A 15,933-nucleotide genomic window follows, 5' to 3' on the forward strand; every position below is an offset into this window, starting at 1 on the left:
GCGAAGCTCGGTGCCCCGCCCTTGATCGACGTGAGGACTCCGCCCGTGCGCCGCCGCCGTACCCGTCTCCTGGTCGCGCTGCTCGGCCTGGCCGCCGCCGCGGGGTGCGCCGCCGGGCCGTCGGTCCGCCCGGCGCTGGTCGAGAACGACGGGAAGCCGACCGACGGCACCCCCGCGGGCAGCCCGTCGGTGCCGCTGCCGCCGCTGACCGAGCCGCAGTCGCCGTCGCTGCGGTGGGCCGACTGCGACGACGACACCCGGCAGCGGATCGGCACCCCGGCTGTCCCGGACACGCTGCACTTCACGTGCGCCCGCGTCACCGCGCCGCTCGACGCGCCCGGCGAGGCGCGGCGCTCGGTCGTCCGGCTGCTCGCGGTGAAGGTCGGCAGCGGGCCGATCCCGCTGGTCGTGGTCAACGACATCGACGGCGAGCCGGGCTCGGTGTACGCCGCGCGGCTGGCGGCGACGCTGCCGCCGGCGTTCCTGGAGAAGTTCTCGCTGATCGGCCTGGACCGGCGCGGCACCGGGCTCTCGGGCGCCGTCCAGTGCGTGCCCGCCGACGTCCGGCACGACCTGATCGACGCCGACCCGGCCGAGGGTGACCTGCAGGGCGTGCTGGACGCGGCCCGCAAGGCCGGTCAGCAGTGCGCGATCGAGCTCGACGACTCCCAGACGGCGCTGGACAGCTGGCGCGGCGCCGGCGACCTCGAGGAGCTGCGCAAGCAGCTGGGCCTGGAGCGGCTGAACGCGCTCGGCCGCGGGGACGGCTCGAAGGTGCTGTCGCAGTACGCCGTGCGGTTCCCCGGCCAGGTCGGGCGGATGGTGCTCGATGGCGTCCCCGACCCGGGCCCGGACACCGCGGCGGTGCTCGACGCGGTCGCCGCCGGCGCCCAGTCCACGTTGGACGCCTTCGCCACGGACTGCGCGGCCCGCGGCTGCGCGCTCGGCGACCCGAAGGCCGCTCTGACCGCGCTCACCGGGCAGCTGCGGCAGAACATCGCGCCGCTGACCGACGACGGCGTCGCGTTCGGGCCGGGGGTGGCGATGTACGCCGTCTACTCGGGCCTGGCGCAGCGGTCGCGGTGGCCGGAGCTGGCCGACGCGATCGCGGCCGCGCGGTCGGGGAACATCCGCCCGCTGGCGGCCTTCGTCACACCGGTGCTGCACGACTCGCGCGCCCAGCCGTCGCGGATCGACGCGACCATCGCCACCCGCTGCAACGACAGCCAGTCCCGGCTCTCGGCCGACCAGCTCGACCAGGTCGTCGGCGGGATGCGCACGAAGTACCCGCAGTTCGGCGCGGTCGTCGCCCAGCAGCTGGCCTGGTGCGGGCCGTGGCCGGTGCGGACAGAGCCGCTGCCGCCGGCGGGCGCGTCGGGCGCGCCGCCGATCCTGGTCACGGCGACCGCGGCCGACCCGGTGACCCCCCAGCTGGGCAGCACCCGCGCGGCCGACCAGATGCCGTCCGCGGTGACCATCACCTGGCAGGGCGCCGGCCACGGCGCGGTCGGCGCGTCCCCCTGCGTCACCGACGCGGCCCGCGCTTTCCTCATCGACGGCAAGGTCCCCGCCAACGGCACCCTCTGCCCCGCGTAAAGGGGAATCACGCGTGATCAGAGGGGCATCACGCGTGATTGGCGGGGCATCGCGCTGATGCCCCCTCAATCACGGGTGATGCCCCTCCAGACACACGTGATGCCCGCCGAATCACGCGTGATGCCCCTCGGCGCACGCGTCGACCGGGGTTACTGGCGGTAGGACTCGACCTCGGAGATGGGGCGGGCCGCGGCGTCGTCGGGGTTCTCGTGGAACTCCGTTTTCGCGCGGCGCTGCCGGAGCAGGTCCCAGCACTGGTCGAGCTGCTGCTCGACCGCGGTGAGGCGATCCTTGTCGCCGCCGCTCAGCCCCACGCCGACCGAGCGCGACCGGAGCTCGTGCTCCTCCGCGATCAGCTCGTCGATCCGGCCCAGGATTTCGCCGTCGGCCATCTGTTCCTCCTCTTACGGGTTGCTCGCGTAAGACGCTACCCCGGCCCCGGGAATTCCCGTCGCACCCACGTCGTTGACCTGCTCATGAGCACCGTTGAGCTGACTGCCGAGAACTTCGACCAGACGGTAAACGACAACGAGTTCGTCCTGATCGACTTCTGGGCGAGCTGGTGCGGACCGTGCCGCCAGTTCGCACCGGTCTACGAGAAGGCCTCCGAGAAGCACGAAGACCTCGTGTTCGCGAGCGTCGACACCGAAGCGCAGCAGCAGCTGGCCGCCGCCTTCGACGTCCGCTCCATCCCGACGCTGGCCATCATCCGCGACAAGACCCTGATCTACGCCCAGCCCGGCGCACTGCCCGAGCCCGCCCTCGAAGAGCTCATCAAGCAGGCTCGCGAGGTCGACATGGCCGAGGTCAAGCGCAAGGCCGCCGAAGCCGAGGCCGACCAGGCCTGACCACCACCACATGACTGAGGCCGCCCCGCGGGGCGGCCTCAGTCATGTTCAGGACCGCGTCGCGAGCCCGCGCAGGAAGAACGCCAGGTTCGCCGGCCGCTCGGCCAGGCGGCGCATGAAGTAGCCGTACCACTCGTCGCCGTAGGGCACGTAGACGCGCATGCGCGAGCCCGAAGCCGCGATCCGCGCCTGCTCCTCCGGCCGGATGCCGTAGAGCATCTGGAACTCGTGGTCGTCGTCCGTGCGCCCGTTCTCCTCCGCCAGCGCGGCGGCGATCTCGATCATCCGCGGGTCGTGCGACGCGACCATCGGATAACCCTGCCCCGCCATCAGGACCCGCAGGCAGCGGACGTAGGACTTGTCCACTTCGGACTTCTCCTGGAACGCGGCCGACTCCGGCTCGGCGTACGCGCCCTTGCACAGCCGCACGCGCGACCCGGGCCCGGACAGCTCGCGGCAGTCCTGCTCGGTGCGTCGCAGGTAGGCCTGCAGCACCGCGCCCACCCACGGGTACTCGCCGCGCAGCTCGCGCAGGATGCCGAGCGTCGAGTCCGTGGTGGTGTGGTCCTCCATGTCGAGCGTCACGGTGGCGCCGACCGCCTCCGCCGCCGCGCAGATCTTCCGCGCGTTCTCCAGCGCGACGTCCTCGCCGTTCGACGGCAGGAACTGGCCCACCGCCGACAGCTTCACCGAGACGTCCGCCCCCGAAGCCAGGCCTTCCGCGGCCAGCGCCGTCAGCACGGCTTCGTAGGCCGCGACGGTCGCCGCCGCCTGCGCGGCGTCGGTGGTGTCCTCACCCAGGTGGTCGAGGGTGATCCGGCGGCCGTCCGCGGCCAGTTCGTGCGCGACGCGCACGGCCTCGGCGGTCTCGGACCCGGCGACGAACCGGCGCACCACGGATCGCGTGGCAGGCACCGCTTCGACGAGCCGCCGGATGCCCTTCGACCGGGCGGCGGCGAGCAACGGGGCACGCAGCATGACGGTCTCCCTCTCAGCCCTGGTGCGGGTAACGGACGCTGGTCGGCGGCACGAACGTCTCCTTGATGGAGCGCGGGCTCGTCCACCGCTGCAGGTTGAAGATCGAGCCGGCCTTGTCGTTGGTGCCCGAGGCCCGCGCGCCGCCGAACGGCTGCTGGCCGACGACGGCGCCGGTCGGCTTGTCGTTGACGTAGAAGTTGCCCGCGGCGAACCGCAGCGCCTCGGCCGCCTTCGCCACGGCCGTGCGGTCGTTGGCGATGATCGCGCCGGTCAGCGCGTACGCGGCCGTCTCGTCGACGAGCTTGAGCACGGCGTCGAAGTCGCCGTCTTCGTAGACGTGCACCGACAGGATCGGGCCGAAGTACTCGGTCGAGAAGATCTCGTGCTTCGGGTTGTCCGAGACGAGGATCGTCGGCTGGACGAAAAAGCCGTCGGTGTCGTCGGCCGTGCCGCCGGTGAGGACCTCCACCGAAGCGTCGCCCTTGACGCGGTCGAACAGCTCCGCGTGCTTGGTGAACGCACGCCGGTCGATCACCGCGCCGCCGAAGTGCGACAGGTCGGTGACGTCGCCGTAGGACAGCGCCTCGGTCTCCGCGACCAGGCCGTCCTTCACCTGGTTCCAGACGCTGCGCGGGACGTACGCGCGCGAAGCGGCGGAGCACTTCTGGCCCTGGTACTCGAACGCGCCGCGAACCATCGCCGTGCGCAGGACGTCGACGTCGGCCGACGGGTGCGCGACGATGAAGTCCTTGCCGCCGGTCTCGCCGACCAGCCGCGGGTAGGAGCGGTAGCCGGCGATGTTCGCGCCGACCGTGCCCCACAGGTGCTGGAACGTCGCGGTCGAGCCGGTGAAGTGGATGCCGGCCAGGTCGCGGTGGGTCAGGGCGACCTCGGAGACGGCCTTGCCGTCGCCCGGCAGCAGGTTGATGACACCCGGCGGCATGCCCGCCTCTTCCAGGAGCCGCATGGTGAGGTGCGCGGCGAACGACTGCGTCGGCGACGGCTTCCACAGCACCGTGTTGCCCATCAGCGCGGGCGCGGTCGGCAGGTTGCCGGCGATCGCGGTGAAGTTGAACGGCGTGATCGCGTAGACGAAGCCTTCGAGCGGCCGGTGCTCCAGGCGGTTCCACACGCCCGGCGAGCTGATCGGCTGCTCGGTGAGCACGCGGCGGCCGAACTCGACGTTGAAGCGCCAGAAGTCGGCGAGCTCGCAGGCGGAGTCGATCTCGGCCTGGGTCGCGGTCTTGGACTGGCCGAGCATGGTGGCGGCGTTGAGCGTGGCACGCCACGGGCCGGTCAGCAGGTCGGCGGCGCGCAGCAGGATCGCGGCGCGGTCGTCGTAGGACAGCGCGCGCCACTCCGGCGCGGCCTTCGCCGCCGCGGCGATGGCGTCAGTGGTGTCCTGCTGGGTGGCGCTGTGGATGGTGCCCAGCACGTGGCGGTGGTTGTGCGGCTGGACGACGTCGATCTTCTCGCCGCCGCCGGGGCGCTGCTCGCCCCCGACGGTGACCGTGAGGTCGACGGGTTCCGCCTGGCCCAGCCGCTTGAGCGCACCCTCGAGCTCGGCGCGCTCAGCGCTGCCCGGCGCATACGTCAGCACCGGCTCGTTCTTCGGGGCGGGGGTCTGGGTCACGGCGTCCACGGCGGCTCCTCTGCTTTACGTCCGGATGCCCCGAACGGTAACTCCGGACACGCTCCGGCGGCTTGTCCAACCGGCTAAAATCGATCGGGTGACTTTGGCCGATCCGATAACTTCGTTGCGGCACGTGCTGGCGACCCTGGGCGAACCGCTCGTCGAGGTCGTCGTGGCGCCGCACGGCCTGGGCGTCCCGGTCACCGACGTGGTGATCCTCGACCCCGAAGACCCCTTGGAGGCGTCGCCCGGCGACCTGGTGCTGGTGATCGGCGCGCGCGGCCGGGCGGCGGCGCCCGCGATCCGGGCGGCCGGGCGGGGTGGCGCGGCCGCGGTGGCGGTCAAGGGCGCGACGGGCGCCGACGTCGCGGCCGACGCGGGTGTCGCACTGCTGACCGTCGGCAGCGAAGCCCGCTGGGAGCAGGTCGAGTCGCTGGCCCGCGAAGTCGTCGACGCGGCCCGCGCGGGCGGCGAAGCGGCCAGCGGTGAGGTGCTCGGCGACCTGTTCGCTCTGGCCCAGACCATCGCGACGCTCACCGGCGGCCTGGTCAGCATCGAGGACACAGCGAACCGCGTGCTCGCGTATTCGCGGGCGGGCGACGAGGTCGACGAGCTGCGGCGGCTGTCGATCCTCGGCCGCGAAGGCCCGGAACGCTACCTCGCGATGTTGCGCGAATGGGGCGTCTACCAGCGGCTTCGTGCCGGCGAGGGGATCGTCCGGATCGACGAGCGGCCCGAGCTGGGCATCCGCCGCCGGATCGCGGCGGGCATCCACGCGGGCAAGCAGCCGCTCGGCACGATCTGGGTCCAGGAGGGCGCGCAGCCGCTCACCGAACGCGCCGAGACGGCCCTGCTCGGCGCCAGCCGCACCCTCGCGCCGCAGCTGATCCGCGCCCGCACGCTGCCCAGCCCGGAACTGCGGCTGCGGGAGGACCTCCTCGCGAGCCTGCTCGAAGGCCGGCTCGACGCGGAGTCCGTCGCGGACGACATCGGCGCGGACCCGGCCCGGCCGGCGCAGGTGCTCGCGTTTTCGCTGGAGCGCTCGGACAACCGGCAGCTGCGGCGCGCCGAGCTGGTGCACCTGATCGCCGTACACACCGCGGCCTACCGGCGCAGCGCGCTGGTGAGCGTGATCGGCGGCCGTGTTTACGCGCTGCTGCCGGACCTGCCCGAGCACTCGGACGCGGCGGTGCTGGCGCTGGCCCGCGAGATCGCCGCCACGGCCCGCCGGCACCTCGACGTCCCGGTGCGGGCGGCGCTCGGTGGAGTGGTGCCGCGGCTGTCCGACGCGGCCGCGTCGCGCGGGGACGCCGACCGCGTCCTGGCGGCGATGGCGCGTGGGCACTGGGCCGCCGACGTCGCGTCGCTGGCCGACGTCCGCGCGGAGGTGCTGCTGTCGGAGGTGCTGGCGTTCCTGGGTTCGCAGCCCCGCATCCGCGACCCGCGCCTGAAGTCGCTGGTGGCGCACGACGCCGAGCACGGCGGCATCCTGGTCCCGGCGGTGCTGGCGTGGCTGGACGCGTTCGGCGACGTCCGGGCGGCGGCCCGGGCGCTGAACATCCACCCCAACACGGTCCGGTACCGCGTCCGGCGCGCCGCCGAAGTGTCCGGAGTGGACTTCGACGACGCGGCGCAGCGCATTCTTACTCAGCTGCAGCTGAGGCTCTGACCCTGCTAGCTTCGCCGCGTGGATCTCTTTTCGCGCACGTGGGCGGCGTTGCGCGCCGCGGTCGCCGCTCTTCCGGACTCCGCGTTCGCCGAGCCGTCGGGCTGCCGGGGATGGCTGGTCCGGGACCTGGTGTGCCACCTGGTGATCGACGCGCAGGACGTGCTGATCACGCTGGTCACCCCGGCTTCCTCGGCGGTGACGCACAACGCCGTGACGTACTGGGCGGTGGCCTCGGAGCTGCCTTCCGGCGACGATCCGCTGGACGCGCTGATCGTCCGGTTGGCGGCGGCGTATGAGGACCCGGCGCTGCTGAAGTTCCACCTCGACGACGTCGGCGCGGCGGCGGGCCGGGCGGCGGACCTGGCCGACCCGGGCCTGCACGTGTCAACGCAGGACATGGTCCTCACCGCGGGCGACTACCTGTCGGCGTACGTGCTGGAGTGGACGTTGCACCACCTCGACCTGGTGGCGCACGTGGCTTCGGTGCCGGGACCGCCCGCGGAGGGCCTGGCGCGGACGCGGGAGACGCTGGAGAAGATCGCGGTGACGGCGTTCCCGGCGTCGTTCTCGGACGAGGACGTGCTCCTGGTGGCGACGGGCCGCCGCGCGCCGACGGCCGCGGAGACCACGGCACTGGGCGACCTCGCCGGGCGGCTGCCGTTCGTGCTCGGATGATCGCCTGACTCCGGTCGAGCTGCGCCGCCGTGCGCTGATCCCTTCGCCGCGTGCCGAAGCTTCGGCGGCTTACGGTGAACCCGCTGCCCCGCCGATCCAGGAAGGTCACCGATGCCCGAACTGCAAGTCATCGCCCGGCACACCCTCCCCGCGGGGAAGGTCGCCGACCTGCTGCCGCTGTACCGGCGGCTCGCCGAGGCCAGCCGCGCCGAGCCCAGCAACCTCGCCTTCGAGATCTGCCGGGACCTCGACGACGAGCGCAGCGTCGTCCTGCTCGAGCGGTACACCTCGCCGGAAGCCTTCGAGGAGCACCGGCAGACCGCGCACTTCAAGGAACTCGTCCTCGAGCAGCTCGTGCCGGCCCTCGAACACCGCACCGTCGAGTCGTACGAAGCGCGCTGAAGGGACCGGTCGCCCGCCGCGCGGCGGGCGACCGGCGGGTCACGGCTGGGCCGGGACCAGGCTGAACCGGCGGTTTTCCACGTCGATCCGCTCGATGCGGACGCTCAGCCGCGTCCCCGGCTCGGGGGCGGCGTCGGTCACCAGGAGACCCTGCTGCCCGTCGACCTCGACAAACGCGCCGAACGGGACGACCCGGGACACCACGCCGTCGAGCACCCCGCCCTCGGCGTGGGCCGCGACGAACTCCTGCCACTCGGACATGCGATTTCACCTCCTTCCCGCGCACGGTCCGATGTCGGAAGACGTGCGGGAGGCGGCGGGCCACGGGCCAACCCGGAGGTCACGGCACAGCCGGGTACCCCGTCTGCTCACGGCTCGAGGCCGACCCGGCAGTCACGCGGAAACCGTACCGCGGCGGCCGGAAAAGGCACCACCGGTAATGATTCGACACGGTGTCGCGGCACTCCGATATTGAATCACCGACCCAGTGCACGGAGAATTCGCCGATCCCTCACGAAATGGGGACGCGGAGCCCCGCGAGTTCGGCGAGGGCCGCGAAAGAATCGAGCCGCGCGGATTGGTCGAAGGCGGCGGTCGTCGCGAGGACTTCGTCGGCTTCGACGGCCCCGACGAGGTTCCCCAGCCGGTCGGCCACCTCGGCGGGCGTGCCGGAGATCTGGCCGTCCAAGGTGTCCTCGAGCCGGCGTCGTTCGCGGTCGGTCATCGGCCGCGCCAGGACTTCCGCGGGCGGCTCCAGCGGCGGGAAGACGCCGTGAGAGCGTGAATAGACCGTCGCCCAGGCTTCCGAGACGAGCAGCCGCCGCGCGTCCGCGGCCGAGTCGGCCACCGCGATCGCCGTCGACACCACGACGTAGGGCTCCCGCGCCCAGCCGCTCGGCCGGAAGCCGTCACGGTAGCGCGTCACGGCTTCGGCCAGCGCGCGTTCGCCGCGGACCGGCGCGATCACCAGCGGCAGCCCGAGCTCGGCGGCGAGGTCCGCGCCCGAGCCGGTGGCCAGCAGGAACGGCGGCACGCGCAGGCCCTCGGCCGGGTAGGCGTGGACGCCCGGATAACCGTGCTCGCCGGTGAAGAACCCGAGCAGCTCCCGCACCTGCGCGCCGAAGTCGTCGGCGGCCTCCTTGCCGTGCCCGAGCGCCTCGCGGACACCGCCGGTGAAGCCGACCGAGCGGCCCAGCCCCATGTCGATCCGGCCCGGATGAAGCGCTTCCAGGACGCCGAACTGCTCGGCGACGACCAGCGGCCGGTGGTTCGGCAGCATCACCCCGCCGGTCCCGACGCGGATGCGCGCGGTCGCCCCGGCGACGGCGGCGGCCAGCACGGTCGGCGCGGACCCGGCGACCCCGGGCACGCCGTGGTGCTCCGAGACCCAGAACCGGTGGTAACCCAGCCGTTCGACGGCGGCCGCGAAGGTGACGGTGTCCCGCAGCGCCCGCGCGGTCCGCCCGGGTCCGCCGTCCCGCCGCACCGGCGAACGGTCGAGCACGGAGAGCTTCACCCCGGGTGCAACGCCCGGCGCGCGCCGGGATTCCCGTCAGGGACGCCAGCGCTCGCTGTAGTCCGGGTGGTCGGTGTAGGGCAGCGCGAGCAGGCGCAGGGTGAGGCACCAGTTGGAGCCGGCCTCGTCGGCGGGCACGTGGCAGGTCTCACACCAGTATTCGCTGCCGTAGAGCGGAAACCCGGGGACCTTCTCGGAGACGGTGGTGCGGTGGGCGAGCAGGATCCGCCGGGTCGCCTCGATCTCGTTGATCATCTGGTTGACCGCGTCGAGGTCGAGGTCGGTCAGCCCGCGGATCCGCTGCTCCACGGCGACCTTCGTCTCCCCGCGGTTCATCGTGTCGCCGGCTTGCGCCTTGTTGACGGCCTGCATGATCAACGCCTGCCGGGCGCCGACGCGCGCGGCGAGGAATGCGATCAGGTCGTCCACGAAGGGCCTTCCTCTCGTCGAACCGCCCCCGGTCGTTGTCCCGGGGAGTCGTCGATTCGGGACCGCACGTTACGCCGTCCGAGACCATGATCGTGACGCCGAACTCGGCCGTGCAACATTTGTGACCCGAAAGGCGACAGCAAGTGGACGCGCGATCACTCCGCGTTCCGAGCCTCCCGTTTGTCCGGCCGGAGCCGGTGAATTCCGGAGATTCGCGTCTCCCGATGCGGTTGGTCACAGGGCGGGGTGCGGGGATTTCGATTGCCGCTCATCGGTACCGCGGGAGTCGCTGCGCGGGCACGCTTCCCGGCGCCCGCTCCCCGCCGAAGCACCGCAAGTGGCCGTGGGTCGTGGGCGTGCTCGTCGTCCTCCCCGCGCTGGCGGCCGGTGTCGTGCTGGCACTGGTGGTGGGCAAGGCCGCGTCCGGCCCGTGCCTGAACAAGGCCCTGCACGCCCCCTGCGCCGGCCCGGGCGGCACCTGGGTGTCCGCCGACGGCGACACCCGGCCGCGCGACGCCGCGGCGCCCGCCACCACCAGTCCGTCGATCCCCGCCCTGACCGTCCCGACCACCACCGAACCGGTGCTGCCGGAACCCACCGCGAAGGACTACTCGGTCGACCTGGCCGTCCTGTCCAAGCAGTGCTTCGGCTCCGCGGGCTGCAACGTCGTCGTCGAACCCAAGCTCACCGCGCTCGGCGCGAGCACCCTGCTCTGGGAGTGCGACATCACCTACAGCGTCTCGGGCGACGAGTCCGGCGAGCTGATCGAGACCGCCTACGCCCAGGGCGGCTCCTCCTACCGCGAGCGGCGCGGTCAGCTCTCCGGGCGGGCCTTGCTCGGCTGCACCCGCTTCGGCTCCCCCGGCATCTTCGGATAGTCCGGCGGATACGGCAGCTCCCCCAGCCCGTGGTCCCGCTCATCACGCTCGTACCACTCCAGCGCCGTCTCCAGCCCGAACGGCTCCTCGTCCATCGGCGCGTGCAGGTCGCCGTGGGAAGCCAGGAACTCCGGGATCGTCAGGACGTCGAAGTCGTCCGCGTCGACCTCGGTCAGCAGGTCCCACGTCAACGGTGTGGACACCGTGGCCCGCGGGGTGCCGCGGACCGACCAGCTCGAGGCCACCGTGCGGTCGCGGGCCGCCTGGTTGTAGTCGAGGAACACGCGGCCGCCGCGTTCCTCCTTCCACCACGCGATCGTCGCCTTCTCGGGGATCCTGCGGGTCACCTCTCGGCCCAGGGCGATCACCGCGTGGCGGACCTGGATGAAGTCCCACTCCGGGCGGATCCGGACCAGCACGTGCACCCCACGCCCGCCGGAGGTCTTCGGGTAGCCCGTCAGGCCCGCGTCGGCCAGGACGTCGCGGACCACCTGGGCCACCTCGACCGCGTCGGCGAAGCCGGCCCGGTCGGGCGGGTCGACGTCGATGCGGAGCTCGTCCGGGTGGTCGACGTCCGCGCTGCGGACCGGCCACGGGTGGAAGTCGAACGTGCCCAGGTTGGCCGCCCACGCGAACACGGCGGGCTCGGTCGGGCACACCTCCGCCGCCTTCCGGCCGGACGGGAACGTGATCTCGGCCGTCTCGAGCCAGTCCGGCGCGCCCTTCGGCACGCGCTTGGCGTAGAACCACTCGCCTTCGACACCGTCGACGTAGCGCTTCAGCGTCGTCGGCCGCTCGCCGATCGCGCGCAGCAGGGGCGCGCCGACCGTGATGTAGTGCTCGACGACCTGGCGCTTGGTGATGCCGCGCTGGGGGAAGTACACCTTGTCCGGGCTCGAGACGCGGACCGTGCGCCCGCCCACCTCGTACTCGACCGGATCACCGTGCTTGGGCATGCGGCCACGCTAGCGGTGTTCGCTCCCCCGGGCCGCGAAGAACGCGCCGCCGGTACGCTGGACCGGGTGTCCGGCCGCACCAAACTGATCGTCGCGCTCGCCGTGCTCGCCCTCTTCGCGGCGGCCGCGGTGCTGCTGCCGATCCCCGGTCCGGCCGACCTGCGCGCCTGGGCCGCGGCCACCGGCCCGGCCACGCCGCTCGTGCTGCTCGTCGCGTACTCGCTGCTCACCGTGGCGCCGATCCCGCGCACGGTGTTCAACCTGGCCGCCGGCCTGCTGGTCGGCACCACGGCCGGGATCACCATCGGCCTGGTCGCCACCACCATCGCGGCCGGCCTCTCCTTCGGGCTGGCCCGGCTGCTCGGCCGGGACCTCGTCACGCGCCACCTGCACCGCTCGGCCGTCCGGACGGTCAACGACCGGCTCTCCGGCGGCGGGGTCCTCGCGATCACCTCGCTGCGGCTGATCCCGGTCGTCCCGTTCGCGCCGTTCAGCTACCTCTGCGGCGTGTCGTCGGTGCGGCTGGTCCCGTACCTGGCCGGTACGCTGCTGGGCAGCGTGCCCGGCACCGTCGCCGTGGTCGTCCTCGGGGATGCGCTGACCGGCGACACGCCGCCGGCGCTGCTCGTCTGTTACGGCGTCTTCGCGCTGGCCGGGGCGATCGGCCTGGTCCGGGTGTTCCGGAAACGGACGCCGGTGGCGCCGGCGCCCGAACCGGAGCCCGCCGGACCGGCTGGCTGACGCGAACTGCACCGGGCCGACCGCTACACTCGATCGGGTGCGCGAAGCGGAAACGCGCTGAGCAGGGCCACCACCACCGGGAATTTCGTCAGGAGCAGTCGCCATCGACACCGGTCAGCTGATCGCCGGGCACTACCGCCTCGTCGAGCACATTGGTAGCGGTGCCATGGGCGTGGTGTGGCGCGCGACCGACGTGCGCCTCGAACGCACCGTCGCGATCAAGCAGATCCTCCCCCAGCCGGGCGTCTCCGAGACCGAGCGCGACAACATGCGCCAGCGCGCCATGCGCGAGGCGAAGAACGCCGCCCGGTTCCAGCACCCGAACGCGATCGTGGTGTTCGACATCGCCGAGCACAACGGCGACCCGTGCCTGGTGATGGAGTACCTGAACGGCCCGAGCCTCTCGACGATCCTGTCCCAGGAGGGCACGCTCCCGCTCGGCCGGGTCGCCCGCCTCGGCGAGCAGGTCGCCTCCGCGCTGGTGGCCGCGCACCGCGCCGGGATCGTGCACCGCGACGTCAAGCCGGGCAACATCCTCATCGACGAGACCGGCACCGCGAAGATCACCGACTTCGGCATCTCGCGCGCGGCCGGCGACATGACGCTGACGGCGACCGGCCTGATCGGCGGCACCCCCGCCTACCTGGCGCCCGAGCTGGCGCGCGGCGCCGACCCGGTGCCCAGCTCCGACGTCTTCGCCCTCGGCGCGACCCTCTACCAGGCGATCGAGGGCACCACGCCGTACGGCAACACGACCAACCAGCTCGCGCTGCTCTACGCGGCCGCGAACGGCCAGATCAACCCGCCGGTGCAGGCCGGCGGCGCCACCGCGCTGCTGATGAGCCTGCTGCGCAGCGAGCCGGGCGAGCGGCCGTCCATGGCCGAAGCCCGGGAACGGCTGGCCGCGCTGGCCCGCACCGAGCCCGGCGGCATGTCGGCGTCCCCGCCGCTGCTCTCCGGCGGCGCGGGCCGCAAGCCGGCCGGGCCCGCCGAGGGTGGCGAGCGGCCGCCGTGGCAACGGACCGACCAGCCCGCGCCGTCGTCACCGCCGGTCGGCACCCCGGTGCCCACGGCCAAGGCGGCGTCCAACCCGCCGCGCCCGACGGCGGCGTTCATGCCGATGCGGTCGCCGGCGGCGCCGCCGAACACCCCGCCCAGACCGATGCCCGCGGCGACGCCGTCGGCCAGGGCTCCGCAGTACTCGTCGAGCACCGCGAAGCCGGACAACAAGCGCAAGTACGCGATCTTCGCCGGCGCGGGCGCCGCGGTCGTCGTGGCCGCGGTGATCCTCTTCCTGACGCTCAACTCGGGTGACGGCGGCACCGGCGGCAACCAGGTCGGGCAGTCGGCGGGCTCCCAGCCGAGCACGGGCCAGACCACCCCGAACAGCAGCAGCCCGAGCACCCCCGCCGCGCCCGCCGACCTGGGCAAGACGCCGTCGGAGGGCAAGATCACCGACTACGGCCAGGCCGGACGGCTGCTCACCGACAGCTACTACCCGAACCCGGCCGCAGGCTGGAACCTGCTGACACCCGCGGCGCAGGCGGTCTACGGCTCGGAGGCGGAGTACCAGGCCTACTGGGCGGACCAGAAGAAGAACATCCAGGGCTACCGCAAGGCCCAGGCGGATGGGGGCAGCGGGAACGACGGCTCGCTGAACCTGACGATGGAGATCAACGGCATCCGCCGTCCGTACCACATCGTGTTGGTGAACGGCCAGCTGCTGATCGACAGCAACACCCGGCTCGACGCGAATCCCAGCACCGGCCTGTAAGAGACTTAACGCGCCGCTGGTGGGCTGACGGGCGCGGATGGCCTACCGTGGAGCCATGGCCGACAACGGAGCTTCGCTGCCGGGCCAGAATCCTCGCTTCCACGAGGATCTGGTCGGCCTCGACCCGTACGACCCGGAGGCGCGCGCGTTCGCGGAGCACCTCGACCGGATCGAGCGATCCGGTCCCAACTACACGATCGAAGCCGCGCTCGACGGCGTGTCCGACTTCGCCGATTCCAGCAACCGCCTCGGCGGGCTGCGGTACTGGGTGTCGGCGCTGATCGTGGTCCTCATCGTGCTCGGCGTGATAGTCGCCGCATGGGACATCGTGGTGCACGCCCTGGCGTGGCTCGCGGCGTAACGTGGAACGGGTGAAAGGTATGAAACCCGTTGTCGGCGCCACCCCGCGCGTCGTGAAGTCCGAGCAGGAATGGCGGGCGGAGCTGGGCCCGGAGGAGTACGCGGTGCTCCGCCAGGCCGGCACCGAACGGCCGTTCACCGGTGAGTACACCGACACCAAGACCACCGGCGTCTACGAGTGCCGCGCGTGCGGCGCCGAGCTCTTCCGCAGCGACACGAAGTTCGAGAGCCACTGCGGCTGGCCGTCGTTCTACGACCCCGCCGACTCCGACGCCGTGCTGCTGCGCGAGGACCGGACCATGGGCATGAAGCGCATCGAGGTCCTCTGCGGCTCCTGCCACAGCCACCTCGGGCACGTCTTCGAGGGCGAGGGGTACGCCACCCCGACCGACCAGCGCTACTGCATCAACTCGATTTCGCTGAAGCTGGTGCCGCAGCCGTAGCACCGCCAGCCTAAATCCTCCTTAAGCCGACAACCCACCGCCCTTCCTCGGACGTAATCTCCGCACACGGACGAGGGAGGGCGGAGTCATGACCGACACGTGGGGGATTCCCGGACCGGTTTTCGCGGGCCTCTACCTGGGCCTGCTGCTCGTACCGGCGATCTACGCCGGGCTGCGCACGCTCCAGCTGCGGCGCGGCCGCGTGGGCGACGCGCCGAACCGGGCCGAAGAGCTGGCCCTCCTGACCGGCGGCCGGTCGCGGGGTGGCGAGGTCGTCATCGCGCGGCTCCTGGACCAGCAGGCCGTCCGGCTCGACGGCACCGGCCGGCTTTCGCGCGTCAAGGGCTCGGCGTCCGACGAACTGGGCCGCGCCGCGCTGCTGAAGATCGGCAAGCACGGCAGCTCGGTCGACCGGGTGCGGGCGACGGTCGCCGACCACCCGGCGATGCGGGCGCTGGAGACCGCGCTGATCGGCCGGGGCCTGCTCGCCGACGCGCGGAAAGCACGGTCGGCCTGGGTGGCCGCCGCGGTGGTGTACTGGCTGCTCGTGGTCCTCGGCGTGGTCCGGCTGATCGCCGGGTCGAGCACCGGGCACCCGGTGGGATACCTGCTCGGCCTGCTCGCGGTCGCGCTGGTCGTGGCGATCGTCGTGACCGTCAAGGCCCGGAACCAGCCGCCGGTCAAGGCCACCGCGGCCGGCCGGGCGGCCGCCGAAGAGGCCCGCCGCGTCGGCACCTTCGTCACGGGGCCCGTCGCGGCGGTCGCGTCGAGCGGCTTCGAGGGCCACCCCGACAAGGACGTCCGCCTGGCGGTCAGCCGCGCGACGCAGCGATCGGTGGCAGAGCACCGCCGCGCGACCCGGACGCGCTGGGCGAGCGCCGGGGGCGGCGGCGCGGTCGGGTACGTCGGCGGCAGCTCGTGCGGCGGGGGCGGCAGCTCCTGCGGTGGCGGAGGGGGCGGCTGCGGCGGTGGTGGCGGCGGGGGTTGCGGCGGTTGAAACGCCGACGCGGGCCGCGACGTCTCACAGCTACGGTA

At 72.7% G+C, this 15,933-nt stretch carries 18 protein-coding genes; 11 read left to right on the forward strand and 7 right to left on the reverse strand.

The window, feature by feature from the left end; translation table 11 throughout:
- Positions 1-45: 45 nt before the first annotated feature.
- A complete protein-coding gene (locus ACZ63E_RS21015) occupies positions 46-1,596 on the forward strand; it encodes an alpha/beta hydrolase (RefSeq protein WP_465337826.1) in 1,551 nt (516 codons plus the stop codon).
- A 149-nt stretch (positions 1,597-1,745) separates the two neighbouring features.
- Here ACZ63E_RS21015 and ACZ63E_RS21020 read toward each other — a convergent pair whose 3' ends face one another.
- On the reverse strand, positions 1,746-1,988 hold the full coding sequence (locus ACZ63E_RS21020; RefSeq protein WP_465307248.1) for a DUF2630 family protein: 243 nt from the start codon (positions 1,986-1,988) through the stop codon (positions 1,746-1,748).
- Positions 1,989-2,072: 84 nt separating this feature from the next.
- Between ACZ63E_RS21020 and trxA the strand changes: the two genes are divergently transcribed.
- Positions 2,073-2,444 carry a thioredoxin gene (trxA, locus tag ACZ63E_RS21025; protein WP_465307250.1) on the forward strand — a complete coding sequence of 124 codons (372 nt, stop codon included), beginning with the start codon at positions 2,073-2,075 and terminating at the stop codon, positions 2,442-2,444.
- A 48-nt stretch (positions 2,445-2,492) separates the two neighbouring features.
- Here trxA and ACZ63E_RS21030 read toward each other — a convergent pair whose 3' ends face one another.
- Positions 2,493-3,422, reverse strand: a complete 930-nt coding sequence (locus ACZ63E_RS21030) for a proline dehydrogenase family protein (RefSeq protein WP_465337827.1) — start codon at positions 3,420-3,422, stop codon at positions 2,493-2,495.
- Between the two features lie 13 nt (positions 3,423-3,435).
- Complete coding sequence (gene pruA, locus ACZ63E_RS21035; RefSeq protein WP_465337828.1) at positions 3,436-5,064, reverse strand: L-glutamate gamma-semialdehyde dehydrogenase; 1,629 nt, start codon at positions 5,062-5,064, stop codon at positions 3,436-3,438.
- 106 nt (positions 5,065-5,170) lie between these two features.
- Between pruA and ACZ63E_RS21040 the strand changes: the two genes are divergently transcribed.
- The 3 genes from ACZ63E_RS21040 to ACZ63E_RS21050 all read left to right on the forward strand — a co-directional run bounded on the left by ACZ63E_RS21040 (position 5,171) and on the right by ACZ63E_RS21050 (position 7,801).
- Complete coding sequence (locus ACZ63E_RS21040; RefSeq protein ID WP_465338093.1) at positions 5,171-6,724, forward strand: PucR family transcriptional regulator; 1,554 nt, start codon at positions 5,171-5,173, stop codon at positions 6,722-6,724.
- Positions 6,725-6,742: 18 nt separating this feature from the next.
- The gene (locus tag ACZ63E_RS21045) at positions 6,743-7,399 is read left to right on the forward strand and encodes a maleylpyruvate isomerase N-terminal domain-containing protein (RefSeq protein ID WP_465337829.1); all 657 of its coding nucleotides are present in this window, start codon (positions 6,743-6,745) and stop codon (positions 7,397-7,399) included.
- Between the two features lie 111 nt (positions 7,400-7,510).
- A complete protein-coding gene (locus ACZ63E_RS21050) occupies positions 7,511-7,801 on the forward strand; it encodes a putative quinol monooxygenase (RefSeq protein ID WP_465337830.1) in 291 nt (96 codons plus the stop codon).
- A gap of 39 nt (positions 7,802-7,840) precedes the next feature.
- Here ACZ63E_RS21050 and ACZ63E_RS21055 read toward each other — a convergent pair whose 3' ends face one another.
- The 3 genes from ACZ63E_RS21055 to ACZ63E_RS21065 all read right to left on the reverse strand — a co-directional run bounded on the left by ACZ63E_RS21055 (position 7,841) and on the right by ACZ63E_RS21065 (position 9,746).
- Entirely contained in the window at positions 7,841-8,062 is a 222-nt protein-coding gene (locus tag ACZ63E_RS21055) for a S1 RNA-binding domain-containing protein (protein ID WP_465337831.1), read from the reverse strand.
- 250 nt (positions 8,063-8,312) lie between these two features.
- Positions 8,313-9,305 carry an LLM class flavin-dependent oxidoreductase gene (locus tag ACZ63E_RS21060; protein WP_465337832.1) on the reverse strand — a complete coding sequence of 331 codons (993 nt, stop codon included), beginning with the start codon at positions 9,303-9,305 and terminating at the stop codon, positions 8,313-8,315.
- A gap of 48 nt (positions 9,306-9,353) precedes the next feature.
- A complete protein-coding gene (locus ACZ63E_RS21065; RefSeq protein ID WP_465307262.1) occupies positions 9,354-9,746 on the reverse strand; it encodes a DUF6221 family protein in 393 nt (130 codons plus the stop codon).
- Between the two features lie 356 nt (positions 9,747-10,102).
- Here ACZ63E_RS21065 and ACZ63E_RS21070 point away from each other — a divergent pair, with 356 nt between their 5' ends.
- Positions 10,103-10,624 carry a hypothetical protein gene (locus ACZ63E_RS21070; RefSeq protein WP_465337833.1) on the forward strand — a complete coding sequence of 174 codons (522 nt, stop codon included), beginning with the start codon at positions 10,103-10,105 and terminating at the stop codon, positions 10,622-10,624.
- Here ACZ63E_RS21070 and ACZ63E_RS21075 read toward each other — a convergent pair.
- On the reverse strand, positions 10,561-11,580 hold the full coding sequence (locus tag ACZ63E_RS21075) for a DNA polymerase domain-containing protein (RefSeq protein WP_465337834.1): 1,020 nt from the start codon (positions 11,578-11,580) through the stop codon (positions 10,561-10,563). The two genes, ACZ63E_RS21070 and ACZ63E_RS21075, sit on opposite strands and share 64 nt — an antisense overlap.
- Before the next feature lie 66 nt (positions 11,581-11,646).
- Here ACZ63E_RS21075 and ACZ63E_RS21080 point away from each other — a divergent pair, with 66 nt between their 5' ends.
- From ACZ63E_RS21080 to ACZ63E_RS21100, 5 genes are all read left to right on the forward strand, one after another.
- Positions 11,647-12,321 (forward strand): TVP38/TMEM64 family protein, encoded by a 675-nt coding sequence (locus tag ACZ63E_RS21080; protein WP_465337835.1) that lies wholly within the window; start codon positions 11,647-11,649, stop codon positions 12,319-12,321.
- Positions 12,322-12,487: 166 nt separating this feature from the next.
- On the forward strand, positions 12,488-14,095 hold the full coding sequence (locus ACZ63E_RS21085; RefSeq protein WP_465337836.1) for a serine/threonine-protein kinase: 1,608 nt from the start codon (positions 12,488-12,490) through the stop codon (positions 14,093-14,095).
- Positions 14,096-14,150: 55 nt separating this feature from the next.
- A complete protein-coding gene (locus ACZ63E_RS21090) occupies positions 14,151-14,456 on the forward strand; it encodes an aminotransferase class IV (protein WP_285483171.1) in 306 nt (101 codons plus the stop codon).
- A gap of 19 nt (positions 14,457-14,475) precedes the next feature.
- A complete protein-coding gene (gene msrB / locus ACZ63E_RS21095) occupies positions 14,476-14,898 on the forward strand; it encodes a peptide-methionine (R)-S-oxide reductase MsrB (protein ID WP_465307270.1) in 423 nt (140 codons plus the stop codon).
- Between the two features lie 88 nt (positions 14,899-14,986).
- Positions 14,987-15,895, forward strand: coding sequence for a TIGR04222 domain-containing membrane protein (locus ACZ63E_RS21100; protein WP_465337837.1), 909 nt, complete (start codon positions 14,987-14,989; stop codon positions 15,893-15,895).
- Positions 15,896-15,933 lie beyond the last annotated feature (38 nt).

The sequence above is a fragment of the Amycolatopsis sp. NPDC104819 genome (assembly GCF_055583145.1).

Excerpts from the sequence above, each read along its gene's own strand:
- ACZ63E_RS21090 (WP_285483171.1), top strand. The coding sequence starts at position 14,151 with ATGGCCGACAACGGAGCTTCGCTGCCGGGCCAGAATCCTCGCTTCCAC.
- msrB (WP_465307270.1), top strand. The coding sequence starts at position 14,476 with ATGAAACCCGTTGTCGGCGCCACCCCGCGCGTCGTGAAGTCCGAGCAG.
- ACZ63E_RS21050 (WP_465337830.1), top strand. The coding sequence starts at position 7,511 with ATGCCCGAACTGCAAGTCATCGCCCGGCACACCCTCCCCGCGGGGAAG.
- trxA (WP_465307250.1), top strand. The coding sequence starts at position 2,073 with ATGAGCACCGTTGAGCTGACTGCCGAGAACTTCGACCAGACGGTAAAC.
- ACZ63E_RS21030 (WP_465337827.1), bottom strand. The coding sequence starts at position 3,422 with ATGCTGCGTGCCCCGTTGCTCGCCGCCGCCCGGTCGAAGGGCATCCGG.
- ACZ63E_RS21020 (WP_465307248.1), bottom strand. The coding sequence starts at position 1,988 with ATGGCCGACGGCGAAATCCTGGGCCGGATCGACGAGCTGATCGCGGAG.
- ACZ63E_RS21085 (WP_465337836.1), top strand. The coding sequence starts at position 12,488 with ATGGGCGTGGTGTGGCGCGCGACCGACGTGCGCCTCGAACGCACCGTC.
- ACZ63E_RS21055 (WP_465337831.1), bottom strand. The coding sequence starts at position 8,062 with ATGTCCGAGTGGCAGGAGTTCGTCGCGGCCCACGCCGAGGGCGGGGTG.
- ACZ63E_RS21075 (WP_465337834.1), bottom strand. The coding sequence starts at position 11,580 with ATGCCCAAGCACGGTGATCCGGTCGAGTACGAGGTGGGCGGGCGCACG.
- ACZ63E_RS21100 (WP_465337837.1), top strand. The coding sequence starts at position 14,987 with ATGACCGACACGTGGGGGATTCCCGGACCGGTTTTCGCGGGCCTCTAC.